Raw genomic sequence first — 18,694 nt, forward strand, 5'->3', positions numbered from 1 at the left:
TCGTCCACTAAACTAGCAGCACTTTCCCTCGTCCGCGACGGCCTTGGCCTCCGCTATGGTGTCGGAAACTGCTTCCTTCGCCTTCTCGGCCGCGCAGGCGGCCTTCTCCTGCAGCTCGATGCCCTTCGCGAGCGCCTTTACCGTGGCCTTTTTAGCCGCGCCGCTCTTGACGAGCGCGTAAGCGCCTACGCCGAGAAATACTCCGGCGGCGATGAGCAGGCATCCTTTGCATTCCGCTTTCATAGGGAAACACCTCCTTAAAAAACAATTAGCGCAGGCTAAGTTAGCCCGCACAAACGATTATATCACCTAAAGCGGTTTGCGTGAGCCGCCGCTTACTATTTTTTGCCGCCTTTTGCGCGCGCTCCTTATTTGTAAAAATTCCTTGCTATCGGCCTCTAAGATTGTTAAAATAAGCGCGTAATATCAAAAGAAACGCCGCCCGCACTTTCCGCGCGCTTGGAGAACCTCCGGGACGCACGGCATTTGGCAGCGAGGAAGAACCATCTGTCTGACCGGATGTTCCGTTCGGAGAGAAGGAGCCGCAAGATAAAGCATAGCTATGGCCCTTCGTCCGGCGGACGAGGGGCCTTTTTATATGGACGGCGCGGGAGCGCGCGGGCGGCATAAAAAACAGGAGGGTGCGGAATATGTACGACAAGAATCAGTTTCAGGACGCCTCTTTCATCGACGACGCCGAGATACTCGGAACGCTCGAACAGGCTAAAAAATTAGCCGCCGACAAGGGCGCGGTGCGCGAGCTCATCGCAAAGGCGCGCGAGTGCCACGGCCTCGACCACCGCGAGGCGGCGGTGTTTCTCGAAATAACCGACCCAGAGCTCGAGGACGAGCTCTACTCGCTCGCGAAGGAGATAAAGGAACGCATCTACGGACGCCGCATCGTCCTCTTCGCGCCGCTCTACGTCTCGAACTACTGCGTGAACGGCTGCACCTACTGCGGCTTCCACAAGGACAACAAGATGATGTTCCGCAAGAAGCTCACGATGGAGGAGATCGACCAGGAGACAGACGCGATACTCGCGCTCGGACACAAGCGCATCGCGATGGAATCCGGCGAAGACCCCGTCAACTCGCCGCTCGACTACATCATCGAGTGCATGGAGCGCGTCTACGCCTACCGCAACTCGCGCGGCGACTCCATACGCAGAATCAACGTCAACATCGCCGCGACGACCGTCGAGGAGTTCAAGCGTCTCAAGGCGGCGCAGATAGGCACGTACATCCTCTTCCAGGAGACCTTCCACCGCCCGACCTACGCGAAGCTCCATCCCTGCGGGCCAAAGAGCATCTACAACTGGCACACGACGGCGCTCCACCGCGCGCAGGAAGGCGGCATCGACGACGTCGGCACCGGCGTCCTCTACGGCCTCTACGACTACAAGTACGAGACCGTCGCGCAGCTCATGCTCGCCGAGAACCTCGAAAAGGTCTGCGGCGTAGGGCCGCACACAATCTCCGTCCCGCGCCTGCGCGAGGCCGAAGGCGTCGACATCAAGACGTTCCCCTACATTCCGACCGACGAACAGTTCCTCCGCGTCATCGCGACGCTGCGCGTGGCGACGCCATACACCGGCATGATAATCTCGACGCGCGAGACGCCCGAGACGCGCCGCAAGGAGCTCGACCTCGGCATATCGCAGTGCAGCGCCGGCTCCTGCACCGGCATCGGCGGCTACCACAAGGAAATCGGCCAGCCCGACAGCCCCGACACCGCGCAGTTCAAAATCTCCGACGACCGCACGCCAGACGAAGTCCTCACGTGGCTCTGCGAGGACGGCTACATCCCGAGCTACTGCACCGCCTGCTACCGCCAGGGACGCACCGGCGACCGCTTCATGTCGCTTGCGAAATCGGGCCAGATACGCAACATCTGCCAGCCGAACGCGATACTCACCTTCAAGGAATACCTCATCGGCTACGGCTCCGACCATCTGAAGGAGCTCGGAGAGAAGGTCATAGCGAAGGAAGTCGAGCAGATACCGAGCGAGCGCGTCCGCGAACTGACGAAAGAGCGCCTCAAGAAACTCGAAGAGGGCGCGCAGGACCTTTACTTCTAAAGACCACGACGCATCAAACCATAAAACTCCCTTCCAATGCGGACAGGCCGAGGCGCAAAGCCCCGGCCTGTTTCGTATATGCGCCGCGCGCGTAAATTTCCGCGGCTAGCCGCGCAGCTCCGGCTTTTTCGCGATTACGCAGAGCCAGCCCTTTTCGCTGCGGCGCGCGGTAATTTCGGCGAAGCCGGCGCGCGCGAGGCGCGCCGTTATCTCTTCCTCGCCGCGGACGGTCATGTTGTCCACCACGTCGGTCCACTCCGCGCGCTCGGGGTCGGCCTGGTGGTTCGCAATCAGGAAAGTCCCGCCGGGCTTGAGCGCGCGCAGAACCTCCGCAAACGCGCCGTCGAGGTCCGGCCAGAAGTAAAGCGTCTCGAAAGCAGTCGCGATGTCGAAATATCCCGGCGGGTAGGGAATCGCCTCGGCGCTTCCCGCGCGCACCTCGCAGCGGCGCGCGGCTATCGCCTTCGCGTTGCGCCGCGCGCTGCACTCGAGGCCGCACTCGGAAACGTCTATGCCGCAGACCCTGCCCTCGCGGCAGCGCCGCAGCAGCAGCGCCATCGCGGAGCCGCCGCCGCAGCCTATGTCGAGCGCCCGCGCGCGCGGCGCGATTTCAACGAGCGAGAGCGCCCACTCGTGCAGCTCCCTGTGGCCTCTGTTCATCATCGAGAGAATCAGCTTGCCCACCTTGCCGCGCGGGCAGCCGCTGTCTTTGAATAAGTCCTTGAGCATTCAAATGCCTCCAATCGGCGGAATTTATATCATTAGGCACAACTGACGCAAGACGATTATAACATCGCGGCGGTTCCGATAATACTGCGCTGCGGCGCGAATCGAAGGCGGCCCGCAGAACGCGCGCCGCTCTCCGCCGCTTCGCGCGCCCCGGCCCGTTCCGCCCCGCGCGCCGGATTCTGCCGCCGCTCCGCGCGGACGCCGCAGCCGCACGCGCTCTGCGCCGGGACGGGAAATTATGGCGGCTTCCCGACGCTGAAGCCGCGCCGGAAAGTTTCGCCGCAATCTTCACCGAAAGGATTGACATATCCGTCCGCCGCTGTTAATATAATCGCGTCATCGGTTAGCTAAAGCTAACACAGAGACGAAGACGAAAGATTTCCGTGCAGGCTTCCCTTCGGCCGGCAGACAGAAAGCTCTCGTTGTTTTACCACACTCTCTCTCCTATAAGTCTCATAACCTTCCCAACACACGAAGCGCGCCCTCCGTAATCCCGCGGGGGGCGCAAACCTTTTCTCGCGGCGCGCGCCCCGCGGCGCGGGCGGAACGGCGCGGAAGCGCGCATACGAAAAGCGCGGCCCGAAGGCCGCGCGCTAGTCCGTAATTTTCCGAGAACGCTACGCCGCTTCCTTGCCCGCCATCGCCTTGACGAACCAGTCCTTGCCCTCGACGAGGCGCGAGATGATGAGGGACGAGCAGGTGTCGCCCGTCGCGTTGACCATCGTCGCCGCGGGGTCTACGAGGAAGCCGATCGTCGCGATTATCGGGAAGGCCTCGGGCGGGAAGCCGTAGAGGCTGACGATGAGCATTTCTCCGACGAGGCCGCCACCCGGGATGCCGGAGAGGACGACGCCCGAGAGCACCGCGACGGTGACGGCGGTCGCCATCGTGCCTATGCCGTCGAAGGGCAGGCCGAATATGCCGAAGAGGAACGAAATTTTAAGGATTCCCGAGAGGCAGGAGCCTTCCATGTGCGCCGTCGCGCCTATCGGAAGCGCTATCTCGCTGATGTCGCGCGGTATGCCCATCTTCGAGGCCGCCTCGAGGTTGAGCGGCAGCGTCGCCGTGCTGCTGCCCGAGCCGAGCGCCATGAGCGCGGGCGGGATTATGTTCGTCCAAAAGGTGCGGACGCCCTTGCCCTGCGTCGCCCACCACGAGTAAATCGTGAAGGCTACGAAGAAATATCCGAAGGTTGCGATGTGGTAGATGACTATCGCGCGGAAGTAAGCGCCCAAGAGCTTCGGGCCGTAGTCGCCGACGAGCGTCGCGAAGTAGGCCATGAGTCCGATGGGGGCATAGTACATGAGGTACTGCACCATCTTGAGCATCGCGTCGGCGAACACGCCGATGCCGCGTCCGACGGCGCGCCCGCGCTCGCCGAGCGACTGGAGACAGAAGCCGAAGAATATCGTGAAGAGGATGAGCGGCAGCATCGCGTTGCGCGAAAGCAGTTTGACGAAGTCGTCGGTCGTGACGGCCTTGACTATCTGGTCGGGCGTGCTGAGCGCCTGAATTTCGCCCGCCGCCTGCATTTCAATGTGGACGCCCTCCGCCGGCGGGAAGAGCGTGACGGTGACGAGCATCAGCAGCGCCGCTATCGCGCCCGTGACCGTGAAGACGAGGACGAGAGACTTCATAACCTTGCCGAGGCGCTCCATCGACGACATCGAGGCGACGGCGCTGCAAATCGTAGAGAAGACGAGCGGGACGACGACCATGAACATCGCGTTGATGAAGAGGTCGCCGAGCGGCTTGAGGATGAGGGCCCTCTCGCCCATCACGGCGCCGATGACGCAGCCGAGCGCGATGGCTCCGAGCAGGATGATCGGGAAGCGGTAAGACTTGAGTACGCTGTTCGATTCTGACATAAGAAAAGAATTCCCCTTTCGCGTTGTATTTGATAAATTTTGCCGCTCTATAAAGAAAGCCGCTCAGCCGGCGGCTTAGTATTCGGGCCTCCGCGCCTGAACGCGGTCAACCTGCAACGACTGTTTTGAACACATCTTTCCGCTTTTGGCATTATACAGCATTGTCTTTAAAATTACTACGGACGACGTGAAAAATATTTCAGATGCACAACGCGAGAAAAATATTAAGTTAAATAAAACAAAAAATTTGTTTCGCAACGACGCCGCCCTCCGCGCCGCAGCGCGGCGAAAGCGCGGGCCGTGCTCCGCGCGCGGAGCCGCGGCGTGAAACATCAGACAGCGCGCACGAGCGCGCCGCCGCCGCGGTTCAGTTTTTTGTTGTATGATAAGCGCATCTTAGAAAAGCGGGAGAAAGCCATGCCGGACAAAACAGCTCTGTTTGAAAACAAGAAGATTCGTTCCGTTTGGGTCGAGGCGGAGGAAGAATGGTATTTCTCGGTCGTCGACGTAGTAGGCGCGCTGACGGACAGCGCCGACCCCAAACAGTATGTCAAAAGGATGAGAAGCAGAGACCCGGAGCTTAATGCCAACTGGGGTACAATCTGTACCCCCCTTGAAATGATTGCGGCGGACGGAAAGAGGCGTAAAATCCAGTCCGCGAACACGGAAGGGCTGCTTCGCATCATCCAATCCATACCGTCGCCCAAGGCCGAGCCCTTCAAGCTCTGGCTCGCGCGCGTAGGCGCGGAGCGCATCGAGGAGACCGTAGACCCAGAGCTCGCCATCGACCGCGCCTTCGAGACCTATCTCAAAAAGGGCTACACGAAGGAATGGATTCACCAGAGGCTTTTGTCCATCCGCATACACAACGACCTGACCGCCGAATGGGAGAGCCGCGGCGTAAAGAAGGGCGTCGAGTACGCCATGCTCACCGACGAGATAACGAAGGCGTGGACTGGCATGACTACGCGCCAGTACAAGAGCTACAAAGGTTTGAAAAAGGAAAACCTGCGCGACAACATGAGCGACCTCGAGCTTGTGCTCAATATGCTCGCCGAGGCGACGACGACGGAGATATCAAAAACGGTCAGGCCGAAGACGTTTGAAGAAAACGCCGGAGTGGCGCGCCAGGGCGGCAGCGTAGCGGGAAACGCCAGAAAAGAAATCGAAGCGAAATCGGGCCGTCCAGTGCTGACGCAGAAAAACGCCGTCGACTTCGCCAACGTCATAGAGCTGATGGCAGAGACGGGAAACGACGCAAAAGAAGACGAAACGGAATAAGATACGCAAAAGCGGCGGGCCTCGCTAAGGCCCGCCGCTTTTCTGCGCGTTTATATTGGTTTAGTTGCAGCCGTGCGGTTCGTGGCCGCAGCCGCGGCATTCGCCCTGCGGCGCGCCGTCGTGATGTCCGCACTCGTGCGCTCCGTGGTCGTGGTGGTGGCACTCGGCCGACGGGTCGTCGTGCAGCTTGCCTTCGAGGTAGAGCTTTACGGCTTCGTCGACGGGGCCGCTGACGCCCGATATGAGCTCAATGCCGGCAGCCGCGAGGACGTTCTTCGCGCCGCCGCCGATGCCGCCGCAGATGAGCAGGTTCACGCCGTTGGCGCGCAGCAGGCCGCCGAGCGCCGAGTGGCCGCTGCCCTCCGCGTCGAGCGTCCTGTGCGAGGCGACCGCGCCGCCCTTTATCTCGTAGAGCTCGAACCAGCGCGTGTGTCCGAAATGCTGGAAAATCTGCCCGTCTTCCATCGTTACCGCTATTATTCCGTCTTTCATCATCGTTGCATCCTCCGTTTCCGAATTTGCCTCTGTATCCGAAATTCCGCAGCCTCCGCGCGCGAAGCGGCAGCGCGAGCATCTCGCGCGCCCGCCGCATATACGCTCCGCGGGGCTGAAATTGCCTCCGCCTATATGTATCGCCTTGCCGGAGCAGAGCGCGTCCGCGACCTTGCGCCGCGCCGAGTAGACTATGCGCTGGAGCGTGCCGCGCGAGACGCCCATCGACTGCGCCGCGGCGCTCTGGTCCGCGCCCTCGAGGTCGCAGAGCCGCAGGCTCTCGAGCTCCTCGACGGTGAGGCTCACGGCCCCATCCGCGCCCTCGGTCGAAAATCTCCGCGCCCGCGTGTCGCAGCAGACGCGGCGGCATTTTGTGATTCCGGCCAAATCCATCGCCTCCGCCCTTTCGCGCATATAATAGTGTGCATATGCACGCTTGTCAAGAAGCGCGTGCCGCGACGGATGCCGCGCCGCCGTTTCGCCGGATTACGGACGCCGCGGCGATTCGCGGCGCGCGCGTGAAATTTCCGCGCCGGCGCACGCCGCGCGTTTTTCCGAAGGCTGCGCCGTTTCGCGCTTCGCGGTGATAAAATATGAAAAAAAATTTCCGGAGAGTACGCTATGGAAGAGTTCAACCTTGTAGGCTTTGCGCTTTACGTTTTCGCCTCGGCCTTCACGCCCGGGCCGAACAATATACTTTCGATGTCGGCGGCGGGGCGCTACGGCATCGCGCGCGCGTGGCGCGTGCTCGTCGGCGTATTCGCGGGCTTCATAATAGTCATGCTGCTCTGCGCGCTCTTCTCGGTCGCGCTCGCGTCGCTCGTGCCTAAGATTATGCCGTTCATGGAGTGGGCGGGGGCGGCCTATATTCTCTGGCTCGCGTGGAAAACGTGGCGCTCGTCGGACGCCGCGGACGGCGAGAGCGACGTTGACTGCGGCTTCTGGGCCGGCTTCGTGCTCGAGTTCGTAAACGTGAAGATTATGCTCTACGGCGTGACGGCGCTGACCTCGTTCGTCATGCCGGCCTTCGATTCGACCGCCGCGGTCGCGGCCTTCGCGGTGCTGCTAGCCGCGATAGGCTCAGTCGCGAACTGGACGTGGGCGCTCTTCGGCGTGCTGTTCCAGCGCGCGCTGCGGAACCACGGCAGGCTCTTCAACGCGATTATGGCGCTGCTGCTCGTCTACTGCGCAGCCGGAATACTCCTCTAAAATCCGAGCTGGGCTATAACGAAGGCCGAGGCGATGGCGGCCGCCATGACGGCGACGACGTTGCCGCTGTACCAGCCCGCTATGAAGGCCGCTATAGTGCCAGCGGCGGAGCTGTAAAAGCCGCCGGTCGCGAAGAGGCAGTCGGGGAAGGTTATCGAGCCGATGACGGCGAAGGGCATGTAGCCGAGCACCGCGGAGACAAGCGGCGGCAGCCTGCGCCCCGCGAGCAGGAAGGGCGGCAGCACGCGCGACGGCGCGGTCGCAAGCATCATCATTATGAAAAGGTATATAAGCTCCGGCCTCACGCGGTTTCCTCCTTCTCAGGCGGGAAGAGCAGCGCGCCGAAGAGCGCGGCTCCGCCCGCGGAAATCATTATCGCGACGCCCTTGTTGAGCTCTGAAAGCACGGGCGCGAACTTAAACAGCGTCGAGAGCGCCATCGCCGCGAGCGTGACGGCGAGCGCGGCACGGCTCTTCCGAGCCGACGGTATTATCAGCGCTATGAAGAGCGCGTATATCGCTATCCCCATGCTCGCGCGCAGCGCGGGCGGCAGCGCCGAGGTGCCGAGCCAGCCGCACACGGTCAGGACGTTCCAGGTGATATATATCGGGAGCTGAAGCCCCCAGAGGAAAGGAACGCTCACAGCGCCGCCGCCTTGCAGCGACGCGACGCTGAAGCTTTCGTCTGTCAGGAAAAAGAAGAGCGCGGCCTTGCAGAGCGGATTGCCGCCGCCCTTCATGCGCCGAGAGAGCGACGAGCCCATCATGATGTGGCGCGCGTTGAGCAGCGCGGTCGCGAGTACGATGTCCGCCGCTGGCGCGCCCACGGCGAGAAGGTTGAGCGCCGCGAACTGGCTGGCCCCCGCGAAGACTATCAGCGACATCATCAGGCTTTCCCACACGGAGAAGCCCGCGGTCTCGGCGAGTATGCCGAACGCCGCCCCGCTCGGTATCATGCCCGTTATGACGGGCAGGCTCTTGCGCGCTCCGCGGAGAAATTCCGCCGCGCGGCCTCCGTCGTCCATCTTACGCCCTCCCCTGCGCGAGTTATAAACATGATTATACATCGCCGCGCCGCGCGAACGCAGGCGGCGGAGCATAAAAAAATCGGGAGGCGCGCGGCCTCCCGGTTACGTCAGAGTGTTTTCGTCTTTCTTAATATCCCATAGCTTCGGAGTGGCTCTTGAGCTGGGCCACGTTCTTGTTGACCTTTTTCAGATAGTTGGTCGCGATGCCGCCGTAGTATCTGTTGAGCGCCTTCTGCACCGTGCCGTAGGCAGTGATGTAGCGCGAGAGTATCAGCACGCCGGCCTCGACCCCGCGCTCGGGGTCGAACATGTGGTCGCGCGTCGGCGCTATGCCCTTCGCGCGCAGCATTCCGTTGTGGACCTTCCACATGACCTGCATGACGCCGAGCGCCCCCGCGCTGCTCTTCGCGTTCGGGTTGAAGTGGCTCTCCGCCTTCGCTATGCCCACGGCGAGATTCGACGGTACGCCGTACTTAATGCTGTAGAAGACGAGCGCGCTTGCTTCGCGCCACGCGGTTTCGTGCGGTATCTTCGGATTCACCTTTCTGATGAACGTCGCGGTGTTCGCCACGCTGCGCTGCTTCGCGGGCGGCAGCTTGTCGAGCCTGTTGAGCGTGCTGAGCGGGTGGTCGTGACGCCATTTCGCGAGATCTTCCTCCGTCAGCCCCTGATGCTTCAGCGCGCTGTATATCGACTGGTCGTACCTGGCCGACCGCGCCTCCTCGCGCCGCTTCTCCATTTTCGCCTTCGTCGCGGCGTTGTCCTGCGCGATGCGGAGTATCTGGCTCCGTATCTTTTCCGCAGCCGTCTGCGTCTCGGCGGATTTTTCCGCCGGCCTTATCACAGTTTGATCCGAGAGGGTGGTATGTGTTTTCGGCTGTGGTTCCGTGCCGCCCATTCCAGCGTTCGGATGGATGACGATGGAGAGCAGGAGCAGGAGCATAGCTGCGATCCGCGGCAGATGGAAATGCCGCTTTCTCATTAGTTTCCGCATATTTACCTCCTTGAGAGTTCGAACGCGGCGCGGAGCTTTCTCTCCAAAAAGCGGACTCTGTCCGCCGTCTCTTGGATTTTTTGTGTAGCGTCCGCCGCCGGCACTCTAAACGCGGTTTCTATGATAACGGCAAGAGCCGAGAAGTCAAGGCTGAGGGGCCAAACGCCGCGTTTTGCAAGGCGCGGCGGGCCGTCCGCTTAATTTCGCGGCGCAGATACAGTCGCCGGAGAATGTTTTTCGTTAAGAATCGACTGCGGGAAGCCGCCGCCGCGGGCGCGGACGCGGCTTTTTTACGTTTTCTTTAAGTTACGGCGAATTGTAAAAGCTCCGTAAAACGGCTGAATTGTACGACGCGCGGCTGCAATTTACGCCGCGCGCACGTTTCTGCTTCATTCAGGAAGGTCTATAAGAAGCTCCGCGGCTTTGCGCAGGACGGCGATGTCTCCTCCAAGACGCTCCTTCTGCACGCCCACCGGCTCGTCGAGGACGGGGACGAACATTCCGCGCCGCTCGACCGCGGCGTATAGCTTTTCCCCGACGAAGACGAGCGAGACGGGCGCGCCCGCCGCATCCGAAAATTCCATAATCTTCCCGATGAGCTGCGGCGTCAGGATGTAATAGGCGTTGTGCTCGTCATCCGCGAAGACGTTGAATTTGTCGTTGAAGGCGGCGTTCTCCGTCATTATCTTATGTTCGGCGCGCGCACCGCCGGCGTCGGTGAAGAGCTCGCGCCGGAAGACCTGCACGAAGCCGTCGCTCTTCTTCGTATCGTCGAAGCGCGAGAAGCACATCACCTGACCGTCGAAGAGCGTCTGAAGCTCGCGCTTCTTCTCCTTCTTCACCATGCGGCGCGCCGTCACGTCGCTGATGCGGAAGCGCACGCCCTCGTAAAGCCCGGTCAGCAAATCCTCGCGCTTGAAATACTTTTTGTCGCCGCACTTGACGACCGCGGCGTCGCGCACCTCCTCCCACTCGAAGCCCTCGCGGCTGCGGAACTCGAGCTGCGAGAAGCCGGGGAGCGCGCCTATGACCGGCAGCACATATTTAGCCTTGAAGCTCTCGACGAAGCGCGCGTGCGCGCGGCGCGCGACGATTGTGTGAAGAAAGCCGAAGGTCCCCGCCGATGCGACGGCCGCCGCGATTGCGTTCTTCATCATCGCGGAGCCGCCGCCGTCCGCGAACTCGTGCGTGCAGAAGAGCCACCAGTAAAGCGGAAACGCAAGCGCCGCGAGCGCGTAGGCCAAGTACGTGCGCTTCTTCGCGCTCTCGCGCAGAGCGTCGAGCTCCGCCTCGCTTATCGCTTCGTCCGCCGAAAAGGTCTTATCAGTCAAAGTTTACCTTGAACTCCCTTTTTTTATCGTCTATCTCGTAGAACTCCGCCTTCTCCATGCCGTGGATGCGCGCGACGACGAGCCACGGGAACGACGCTATCGTCTGGTTGTAGAGCGAGACGTTCGCGTTGTAGAGACGGCGCGCCGCCTGGAGATGCTCCTCCACGTCGCTGATGGAGCGCTGGAAATGCTCCATAGATACCGACGAATAGAGCACGGGGTACTGCTCGGCGAGCGCGTTGACAGCCGTGCCGACGCCGCCGAGGCTCTGCTGAATCGACGACAGCAGGCCCATCTTCTCGCCCGCGCTCAGCTTGCGCCCCGCAGCGCCGCTTTTCTTTCCGCGCCGCTGCTGCGCCAGCTTCGTCTTGATTTCCGCCATCTTCGCGGACTGCGCGGCGACGGCTTCGTTTATCGCGTCGGCCTGCTCGCGCGTCAGCGCACCGCCCTCCTGCGTCTTGTCCGTAACGTCCGCGCCGCTGCGCAGCCCCGTGACCGCCGTGTAGGTTTCATACTCGTGGCTGAGAAATTTCTTGACCGCCTCGATTTCCTCCGAGAGCAGGTCATAGCGCTTTTCGAGCGCCACGTCGATATCCGAGCCGCCCTCCTCGACCTTCACCGCAAGGCGGCGCAGCCTGTTGTAAATCGAAATATACCCAACGACGGCGGCGAGCGCCGCGCCTCCGGCTATCATGTACGTCTGCATCGCGAAATCGTCCTCCTCCGGCGTCCGCAATGCGCGGCCCGCCGCCATAATTATACGACAGGCCCCGCCTGATGCGGCGGGGCCCGGAAATTATGCGCGCGGCTTTAATTCGCGGCGCGCTCCGTCATTCGTTTTTCTTCGAGAGCGCGAGCAGGAGGATGCCGGAGAAGAGCACCGCGACGCCCGCGGAGCCTATCAGCGAGAGGCGCTCGCCGAGCAGCACGGTTGAGAGGAACCACGCGGTCAGCGGCTCTGCGAGGCCGAGCGTGTAGACGACGCCGAGCTCGACGTTCTGCACGCCTATTGTGAAGAGCGTGTATGGGATTACGGTGCTGAGGAAGGTCAGCAGCGCCATGCAGAGCGCGCCGCGCGGCGTGAGCATCCAGGCCGCGTCGCCGACGGCGAGCCACGGCAGAGCCATGAGCGCGCTGACGCCGCTCACCATCGCTATCGTCTCGTACGCGTCGCGCTCTATCATGCGCAGGCCGACGCCCTCGAGCGCGAAGGAGAGCGCGGCGCAGAAGGCGAGGAATACGCCGAGGACGCTGACCTCGAGCGCACCGCTGCTGCCGCCGAGGACGAGCATGACGCAGCCCGCGACGGCGAGCGCGGTGGCGGCGTACCAGCGCGCGGAGAGGCGCTCGCCGAAGAAGAGCCGCCCGCAGATTCCCGCGACGGGCGGGGCCGCGCCTATCGCGACCATCGTGCCTACGGCGACGCCGGTCATGCGCACGGCTGTGAAAAAGGTGAGCTGGTAGGCCGCGAGCCCCGCCGCCGCAAGCAGCACGCCGCGCACGCTCCAGCCGCCCGCGAAGAGCCCGCGCCCGCGCTTCGCGAGCATGAAGAGCATCAGGACGATGCCGGAGAATACGACGCGCGCCGAGCCGACGGTCAGCGACGACGCGCCCTCGGGCGCGAAGGCCTGTATAGTCCCCGTCGTGCCCCAGCACATTCCTGCCGCGAGGACGCAGAGCGTGCCTTTGAGAGAATTTTTGGAAACAGCCATGAGCTTTCCTCCTTAGACGCGGCAGCAGCCGCAGGCCTCCATGCGGCGCACGGGATGCGCTACGTGCGGCAGCAGCTCCCATATAAGCTCGCGCCTGTCTTTGACTGCGAAGAGCGCCTCTTCCGAAAGCGTCCATATCTCGAAGGGCTCGGCCCCCTCCGTCAGAGCCGCGCCGAAGCGCGAGAGCCGCTCCGCGCGCTCCGCGGCCTCGGCCTCCTTCGCCGAGACGAGGTAGAGCACGCTGATGCTGTCCTGCTCCTGCTCGTCGATGTCGAAGTAGTCCGTCAGCTCGACGCGGCGCATGAGCGTAGTCCAGCGGCGGAATTTTGAAATTTCCGCGAGCTCGTATGATTCGTCGCCGCAGTCAAAGACGAAGGCGAAGCGGTCTGTGTTCACGAGGCGCATCGGGTCGTTCGGGTGCGGCTTGAAATGGTCGTAGCAGCGGTGGTCGTAGCGGCAGACGTAAAAAACGTCGGGCGTGTATGCGTCTATCTGCGCGCGGTGGGCTTCCGTCCACGCCGCGGCTTTCGCGCAGGCGGCTTCGAGCCTGCCGCGCCGCCCCCAGAGGCCGCCCGGGACGAACTCCGCCTCCATCTCGCGCTGCGCCGCGCCCTCCATGTAAGGCCACGAGAGCGCGCCGTCCTTTACGCTGAACAGCTCCGCGTCGGGGACCTTCGGGAACATGTCGAGCCGCGGCCTCGTGTAATACTGCTTTATGCCCCAGCGCTGCGCGTGCGCCGCGTCGAGCTTTTTCAGAAATTTCGCGGCGCGCACGGAGCGGGCGCGGTCGGCGGGGGCTTTGCCCGGCTTCTCGTCGAGGAAGTTTTCGAGCGCCGCGCGGCGGAACTCCTCCGCGCCCGCCTCCGTCAGCGAATATACGCCGCCGCGCGCGTCGAGCAGCCCCTCGCCCGCGAGCCGCGCGACCGCCTCCATATCCGCGCCCTCGGCTTCGAGCATCTCCCTGTCCCAGCACGGATAAAGCCTGTCGAAAAGAGTTATCAGCATCATGTTGTCTATCATGGCGCGCCTCCTTTACGGATTTTTTATAAATGCATCGTTTATGTCATAAATGATAAAACGAGCGGGCGCACACGAAAAGAGAGAGAAATTAACAGCGGTTGTGAAGATTTCTCACAGCCGCGCGAAAATACCGCCGCGCGTGCAGGGCGGCTGGAGGCGAAGGGCTCAGGCGCGCGGAGGCTGCGCTTTCAGTTCGTCCGCGTAATGCGACGCTACGTATTCGGCGCACTCGGCGAGGCCGTATTTCGAGCCGTATTGCAGCAGCGCGTCATATACGGCCTTCGCCCCGAATATTTTTATCATTTCCTGAAGGTCGTATTCCCTGCTGTTCCGGTCGAGCGCGGCGAGGCACATGAGGCGCGACTCCATATCGCAGTAGCGCGGCGACCTGAGGAATATATGCCTCGGAGACTGGTCGCGCAGCCGCCACGCCGTCAGCGGCTGCCGGAACGACTCCGCTTCGCAGAACATATAGGCCATATTTTTAACTTTCGAGACGTCCCAGCGGTCGAGCGGCTGATCGAAGCGCTCCGCGCCGTCGAACATCAGAGCCATGTTTTCGACGTTCGAGACGTTCCAATCGTTCAGCGGCTGGTTGAAGCTCAAGGCGCAGTGGAACATATCGCTCATGTCCCTCACATTTGAGACGTTCCACGACGCAAGCGGCTGATTGAACGCATCCGCCTGCTGGAACATCCTGCCCATATCCGTGACGCCGGAGACGTCCCACGCTTCGACCGACCGGTTGAAGCTCTTCGCCGCGTCGAACATGCCGCACATATCCTTCACGCCGGAGGTGTCCCACGAGCTTATATCCTGATTGAAGCTGCATGCCCACAGGAACATGAACCGCATACTGCGCACCTTTGAGACGTTCCAGCTTCCCAGAGGCCGGTTGAAGTTACGGCAGCCGCAGAACATTCCTTCCATATCCGCGACGTTCGAGACGTCCCAGCCGTCGATTGGCTGATTGAAGTGAAAAGCGCAGTGGAACATATTTCTCATGTTTTCGACGCGCGAGACGTTCCACCGGTCGAGCGGCTGGTTGAAGTCCGTGGCGCTGTCGAACATCCCGCTCATATCCGTTACGGACGAGACGTCCCAGCCGTTCAGCGGCTGGTTGAACGTCCCCGCGCCCGCGAACATATTGGACATGTCACGGACGTTGGAGACGTTCCACCCGCTTATGTCGTGGTTGAAGAACTTCGCGCCGGCGAACATATTCTTCATCGTGACCACGTTCGAAGTATCCCACAGCTCTATCCCGTCGAAGTTTTTGCGCTTCGACTTTCGGAATAATCCTTCCATGTCGGTTATCAGCGACGTGTCGATGCCGCCGAGCGGCAGCTTCGCGTCAGTGTCCAAAAGCTCTATCAGCTCGCGTTTGGTGCGCGGCCTGCGCTTTCCCGTCACCGCGGCGGCGCGGACGGAGCCTTTCAGCTCCGGATGGGCCGATTCCAGCTCGCTCATATATTCAGCCGCGTGCCTGCAGTCGTAACGCGAGAGCTCGGCGTACACCTGCGCGGCGTCGCATCTGCCGAGGACTTCCTTCAGGTACTCACGGTATCTCTTTTTGTTGGTGAGGAAGAAGTTGAGCGCCAAAGTCTTGACGCAGGTGAAGCGCGGAGCGTTCAGGAACATATCGTTGATGTTGCAGGATCTCGCTATCTGCCACATATCGAGAGTCCGGCTGAAGCTCGCCGCGTCGTTGAACATCTTTTCCGCCGTTTCGACGCGGCTCACGTCCCATTTGTCGAGCGGCTGGTCGAAGCTCGACGCTCCTCTGAACATGCCGCTCATATCCCTGACGCCGCCGGTCCGCCACGAATTGAGCGGCTGGTTGAAGCGGGCCGCCTTCGCGAACATGCCGGACATATCCTCGACCTTCGACGTGTCCCATGAATCGATATTCTGATCGAACTCGGGGCACATACTGAAGGTCATTCCCATGTCCGTGACGCTCGACGTGTCCCATTCGTCCAGAGGCTGGTCGAACGACTGCGCGCCGCAGAACATACACGAAATGTCGCGGACCTTTGAGACGTTCCATGAGTTGAGAGGCCGGTTGAAGCTCTTCGCGTAATAAAACATGCAGCGCATATTCTCTGCGTTCGACACGTTCCAGCCCTCAAGCGGACGGTTGAAGCTGCGCGCCGATGCAAACATGGATTCCATGTTCCTGACGTTCGAGACGTCCCAGCCTTCGAGGGGCTGGTCGAACGCGGAGGCCTCGCTGAACATACGCGACATATCCCCGACCTTCGAAACGTCCCAACATTCTATGGGATGGTTGAAATATTTCGCCATGCAGAACATGCCCTTCATCGTGGTCACGTTCGAGGTGTCCCACGTTTCAAGGCCGTCGAAGTTTTTGCGCTTCGACCTGAGGAACAGCTCAGTCATGTCCGTTATGAGAGACGTATCTATGTCGCCGAGGCGGGTATCCTTCTCCAGAAGCTCCTTCAGTTCTTTCGTACAGGCCGGCTTATACTTTTTGCGCATTTTCCCGAGTCTCCTTTCGTCATGCAGAGCGCCGCGCTTCCGCGCTACAGCCCGCAGCGACGCCAGTCGTCGAAACGTATCTGCGCGTAATCTATCTTCCAGCCCTCCGCCGTCCGCTTCATCAGGAAACGGTATTCGCTCTTCGCGCCGTCTTTCTCTTCGGCGTAGAGCCAGAGCTTGTTTTTTGTTATCTGTTCCGCGTCGGTGACCTTTACCGCCGCGTATGTCCCGGGGTTGGAATAGGAGAGGCTTACGGGACGCCAGCCGGGCCTCGGTTTTTCGCTGACGAACTTGTCCCATATGGCGAGCAGCGTCGGCGCAGTGTTCGGATGGTCGAAGCCGTTCCGCTCCGTCTCCGCCTCCCATTGCGTCATCGCGGCGAAGAAGGCGCAGAGGGTCTCCTTCGCTTCGCGCACGGAGTTCGGGTCGAGCGTCGTTTTCTTTTTCGCCTTCTCGCGCTGTTCTATGTGAAAGGCCTCCGTCTGCTCGGGCGTGAAGAGGCTGTCTGCGATGATGTTCAGCCGCCGGTTGCCCGCGACGGACATCATGCCCTCGTAGGTGATGCGCGTGCGCTCCGCGTGCAGATAGGCAAGCTTCGGAAGCGAGGCCGCGAGCGTCAGTCCGCCGTCGTCGAGCGCCGTGTCGTTGAGCGATATTAAATTCACTTTGGAGCTTGCCAGCGCGCCAAGCCCCGCTCCGTTTATGGCTGCGTTGCCGTCGAGGGTCAGAATCTGTAATTTCGGCATCGACGCAAATATCGGAAAGCAGCCGTCCGTCAGCAGGCCATTCGTCACGCCGAGGTTGACCATGTTTTTCAGCCCCGCGAGCGGCTTTATCAGCTCGTCCGTCAACGGCGCGCCGCAGGCGTGGAAGCTTACCATGCCGGAGAGCGCGCCCAACCGCTCCGTTATCTCAATCGTGGGTTCGCGGGCTTCTATTGACGCGCCGTTGTCGAATATGAGAGCGCCGTCGCGCCAGTCGACGCATCTGGCTCTTTTCGGGAAATCCTTCATGGGGGAGTCTCCTTCCTCCGTATCGGGCGATGTATGCGGAGAGCCGCGCGTCAGCCGCGCAGCTCGGGGATCATGCGTTTTGCGTAAGAGATGAATTCGAGGGCGGCGGGAGAGAGTTTTTCCGCCGAGGGGTAGGCTATGCCGAAATGTATCGCGCGCGGCGGGTCGAGCGGGATTATCGCGGCGTCGAGCGTGCGGCACTTCGTTATCAGCTCGTTCATGATGCTCATGCCGAGGCCGCATTCTATCATCGAGATGGCCGCGAAGTTTTCAATCGTGGAAAATACAATGCGCGGGGATATGCCCGCCTCTTCGAGCACCGCGGCGACATCCTCGTCGCGGCCGAGCGCGGGCATGATGAAGTCCTCTTCGGCGCAGCGCGCGAGCGGATAGGACGAAGCGCCCGCGAGCGGGTGGTCTTTGGGCAGGACGGCGACGATGGGGTCGTCGGCGAGCGGTATCCACTCGCCCTTCATGCCGGGACGCTTCGTGTAGAAGCACATCTCGACGCTGCCGTCGTCGAGCCAGTTTTGAAGTTCCTGCCTTATCCCCTCGCGTATCTGTATCCGTATGCCGGGATAGTCGGCGCGGAACGCCTTGATGACGTGCGGAAGCCACTGTATGGATACGCTCGGATAGCTTCCTATAGTGACGCTGCCGCTTTCAATGCCGCGTATCTCTTCCATCTTGCGCGAGAAGCGTTCGCTGCACCTCACAAGTTCGCGCAGCTCCGGCGCGAGGCGCAGGCAGTTGTCCGTCGGAGTCACGCCGCCGCTGCCGCGCAGAAAGAGCGGGAAGCCGAGCTCGTTCTCCATCGCGTCTATCATGTGCCAGACGCCGGAGGGCGTGTAGCCGTAGTCCTTCGCTACCTTCGAGAGGCTGCGGCAGTCTATCGCGTCGAGCAGTATGCGGCACTTTTTGAGATCCACGGGCGTGTCTTCCTTTCTCCGCTCCGTCCGGGATTTTACGCCGCCGTCACCACGCGAGCTTTACGACTATTTTTTTGACGCGCGACGGCGCTTCTCCGCACGAAGCGCCGGGGCGGTGTCCGTCCCACGGCGCAAGCAGCGCCGCGACGCCGCGCGAGAGCTTCACCGTGCTGCCGCTTCCTTTATAAAACGCTATGTCGTTCGCCTCGTCGTAAGGGACGGTCTCCGTCAGCGTTTCGATCGGCGCTGCGCCGATCATTTCTTCACCTTCCAAGACAAGCTGCAAATCCCAGAGCTTTCTGTGCGCCTCGAAGGGTATCTCGGTCTCGGGCTTCGTCTCGTATTCGTTGAAGCGCAGGTCGAGCTGCGGGAAGTCCATGTTTTTCAGCTCGTCGAAGGATTTTTCGCGCGCGGCGCGCAGGAACTCCGCGAGCTCCGCGCAGCGCGGCATGTAACGCGGGAGATTTTCTATGAAATTGTCGAGAGAGTCGTAAATCATCGCCGTTCCT

The 18,694-nt window shown here is 61.5% G+C and carries 18 protein-coding genes; 3 read left to right on the forward strand and 15 right to left on the reverse strand.

What is annotated here, in order from left to right; all coding sequences use genetic code 11:
• Window positions 1-12: 12 nt before the first annotated feature.
• Window positions 13-243: a hypothetical protein gene (locus ABGT66_RS01650; RefSeq protein ID WP_294192882.1), complete on the reverse strand. Its 231-nt coding sequence runs from the start codon at window positions 241-243 to the stop codon at window positions 13-15.
• 407 nt (window positions 244-650) lie between these two features.
• On the opposite strand from ABGT66_RS01650, the gene hydG reads away from it, so the two are divergent.
• Complete coding sequence (gene hydG, locus ABGT66_RS01655) at window positions 651-2,078, forward strand: [FeFe] hydrogenase H-cluster radical SAM maturase HydG (protein ID WP_303148214.1); 1,428 nt, start codon at window positions 651-653, stop codon at window positions 2,076-2,078.
• A 105-nt stretch (window positions 2,079-2,183) separates the two neighbouring features.
• Here hydG and ABGT66_RS01660 read toward each other — a convergent pair whose 3' ends face one another.
• Window positions 2,184-2,807, reverse strand: a complete 624-nt coding sequence (locus tag ABGT66_RS01660; RefSeq protein WP_346688387.1) for a methyltransferase domain-containing protein — start codon at window positions 2,805-2,807, stop codon at window positions 2,184-2,186.
• Window positions 2,808-3,424: 617 nt separating this feature from the next.
• Window positions 3,425-4,675, reverse strand: coding sequence for a dicarboxylate/amino acid:cation symporter (locus ABGT66_RS01665; protein WP_294192876.1), 1,251 nt, complete (start codon window positions 4,673-4,675; stop codon window positions 3,425-3,427).
• 417 nt (window positions 4,676-5,092) lie between these two features.
• On the opposite strand from ABGT66_RS01665, the gene ABGT66_RS01670 reads away from it, so the two are divergent.
• Window positions 5,093-5,956 carry a Bro-N domain-containing protein gene (locus ABGT66_RS01670; protein ID WP_346688389.1) on the forward strand — a complete coding sequence of 288 codons (864 nt, stop codon included), beginning with the start codon at window positions 5,093-5,095 and terminating at the stop codon, window positions 5,954-5,956.
• 60 nt (window positions 5,957-6,016) lie between these two features.
• Here the strand turns inward: ABGT66_RS01670 and ABGT66_RS01675 are convergent, their stop codons facing one another.
• Window positions 6,017-6,835 (reverse strand): NifB/NifX family molybdenum-iron cluster-binding protein, encoded by an 819-nt coding sequence (locus tag ABGT66_RS01675; protein WP_346688391.1) that lies wholly within the window; start codon window positions 6,833-6,835, stop codon window positions 6,017-6,019.
• A 234-nt stretch (window positions 6,836-7,069) separates the two neighbouring features.
• Between ABGT66_RS01675 and eamB the strand changes: the two genes are divergently transcribed.
• On the forward strand, window positions 7,070-7,657 hold the full coding sequence (gene eamB / locus ABGT66_RS01680; protein ID WP_294192870.1) for a cysteine/O-acetylserine transporter: 588 nt from the start codon (window positions 7,070-7,072) through the stop codon (window positions 7,655-7,657).
• Here eamB and ABGT66_RS01685 read toward each other — a convergent pair.
• The 11 genes from ABGT66_RS01685 to ABGT66_RS01735 form a co-directional block, all read right to left on the reverse strand.
• The gene (locus ABGT66_RS01685) at window positions 7,654-7,962 is read right to left on the reverse strand and encodes an AzlD domain-containing protein (protein ID WP_346688393.1); all 309 of its coding nucleotides are present in this window, start codon (window positions 7,960-7,962) and stop codon (window positions 7,654-7,656) included. The genes eamB and ABGT66_RS01685 overlap by 4 nt on opposite strands.
• Complete coding sequence (locus ABGT66_RS01690) at window positions 7,959-8,681, reverse strand: AzlC family ABC transporter permease (protein WP_346688395.1); 723 nt, start codon at window positions 8,679-8,681, stop codon at window positions 7,959-7,961. Before ABGT66_RS01690 ends, ABGT66_RS01685 begins: the two co-directional genes overlap by 4 nt.
• A gap of 130 nt (window positions 8,682-8,811) precedes the next feature.
• Window positions 8,812-9,678 carry a lytic transglycosylase domain-containing protein gene (locus tag ABGT66_RS01695; protein ID WP_294192862.1) on the reverse strand — a complete coding sequence of 289 codons (867 nt, stop codon included), beginning with the start codon at window positions 9,676-9,678 and terminating at the stop codon, window positions 8,812-8,814.
• 389 nt (window positions 9,679-10,067) lie between these two features.
• Window positions 10,068-11,009, reverse strand: coding sequence for a DUF3137 domain-containing protein (locus tag ABGT66_RS01700; protein ID WP_346688398.1), 942 nt, complete (start codon window positions 11,007-11,009; stop codon window positions 10,068-10,070).
• Window positions 11,002-11,745, reverse strand: coding sequence for a LemA family protein (locus tag ABGT66_RS01705; RefSeq protein WP_346688399.1), 744 nt, complete (start codon window positions 11,743-11,745; stop codon window positions 11,002-11,004). Before ABGT66_RS01705 ends, ABGT66_RS01700 begins: the two co-directional genes overlap by 8 nt.
• Before the next feature lie 94 nt (window positions 11,746-11,839).
• Window positions 11,840-12,721 (reverse strand): DMT family transporter, encoded by an 882-nt coding sequence (locus ABGT66_RS01710; protein WP_346688401.1) that lies wholly within the window; start codon window positions 12,719-12,721, stop codon window positions 11,840-11,842.
• Window positions 12,722-12,733: 12 nt separating this feature from the next.
• Window positions 12,734-13,741: a hypothetical protein gene (locus ABGT66_RS01715; RefSeq protein WP_346688403.1), complete on the reverse strand. Its 1,008-nt coding sequence runs from the start codon at window positions 13,739-13,741 to the stop codon at window positions 12,734-12,736.
• A 165-nt stretch (window positions 13,742-13,906) separates the two neighbouring features.
• Window positions 13,907-16,243 carry a BspA family leucine-rich repeat surface protein gene (locus ABGT66_RS01720; RefSeq protein WP_346688404.1) on the reverse strand — a complete coding sequence of 779 codons (2,337 nt, stop codon included), beginning with the start codon at window positions 16,241-16,243 and terminating at the stop codon, window positions 13,907-13,909.
• A 44-nt stretch (window positions 16,244-16,287) separates the two neighbouring features.
• Window positions 16,288-17,256 carry an NTF2 fold immunity protein gene (locus tag ABGT66_RS01725; protein ID WP_346688405.1) on the reverse strand — a complete coding sequence of 323 codons (969 nt, stop codon included), beginning with the start codon at window positions 17,254-17,256 and terminating at the stop codon, window positions 16,288-16,290.
• 50 nt (window positions 17,257-17,306) lie between these two features.
• A complete protein-coding gene (locus ABGT66_RS01730) occupies window positions 17,307-18,185 on the reverse strand; it encodes a LysR family transcriptional regulator (protein WP_346688407.1) in 879 nt (292 codons plus the stop codon).
• Window positions 18,186-18,231: 46 nt separating this feature from the next.
• A complete protein-coding gene (locus ABGT66_RS01735) occupies window positions 18,232-18,684 on the reverse strand; it encodes a YhcH/YjgK/YiaL family protein (protein ID WP_346688409.1) in 453 nt (150 codons plus the stop codon).
• Between the last annotated feature and the right edge of the window lie 10 nt (window positions 18,685-18,694).

Source organism: uncultured Cloacibacillus sp. (genome assembly GCF_963926575.1).
Classification (GTDB): Bacteria; Synergistota; Synergistia; order Synergistales; family Synergistaceae; genus Caccocola; species Caccocola faecigallinarum.

Bases quoted from the DNA above. Each gene is read 5' to 3' on its own strand.
- ABGT66_RS01650 (WP_294192882.1), bottom strand. From the start codon at position 243: ATGAAAGCGGAATGCAAAGGATGCCTGCTCATCGCCGCCGGAGTATTT.
- hydG (WP_303148214.1), top strand. From the start codon at position 651: ATGTACGACAAGAATCAGTTTCAGGACGCCTCTTTCATCGACGACGCC.
- ABGT66_RS01660 (WP_346688387.1), bottom strand. From the start codon at position 2,807: ATGCTCAAGGACTTATTCAAAGACAGCGGCTGCCCGCGCGGCAAGGTG.
- ABGT66_RS01665 (WP_294192876.1), bottom strand. From the start codon at position 4,675: ATGTCAGAATCGAACAGCGTACTCAAGTCTTACCGCTTCCCGATCATC.
- ABGT66_RS01670 (WP_346688389.1), top strand. From the start codon at position 5,093: ATGCCGGACAAAACAGCTCTGTTTGAAAACAAGAAGATTCGTTCCGTT.
- eamB (WP_294192870.1), top strand. From the start codon at position 7,070: ATGGAAGAGTTCAACCTTGTAGGCTTTGCGCTTTACGTTTTCGCCTCG.
- ABGT66_RS01690 (WP_346688395.1), bottom strand. From the start codon at position 8,681: ATGGACGACGGAGGCCGCGCGGCGGAATTTCTCCGCGGAGCGCGCAAG.
- ABGT66_RS01695 (WP_294192862.1), bottom strand. From the start codon at position 9,678: ATGCGGAAACTAATGAGAAAGCGGCATTTCCATCTGCCGCGGATCGCA.
- ABGT66_RS01710 (WP_346688401.1), bottom strand. From the start codon at position 12,721: ATGGCTGTTTCCAAAAATTCTCTCAAAGGCACGCTCTGCGTCCTCGCG.
- ABGT66_RS01715 (WP_346688403.1), bottom strand. From the start codon at position 13,741: ATGATAGACAACATGATGCTGATAACTCTTTTCGACAGGCTTTATCCG.
- ABGT66_RS01720 (WP_346688404.1), bottom strand. From the start codon at position 16,243: ATGCGCAAAAAGTATAAGCCGGCCTGTACGAAAGAACTGAAGGAGCTT.
- ABGT66_RS01725 (WP_346688405.1), bottom strand. From the start codon at position 17,256: ATGAAGGATTTCCCGAAAAGAGCCAGATGCGTCGACTGGCGCGACGGC.
- ABGT66_RS01735 (WP_346688409.1), bottom strand. From the start codon at position 18,684: ATGATTTACGACTCTCTCGACAATTTCATAGAAAATCTCCCGCGTTAC.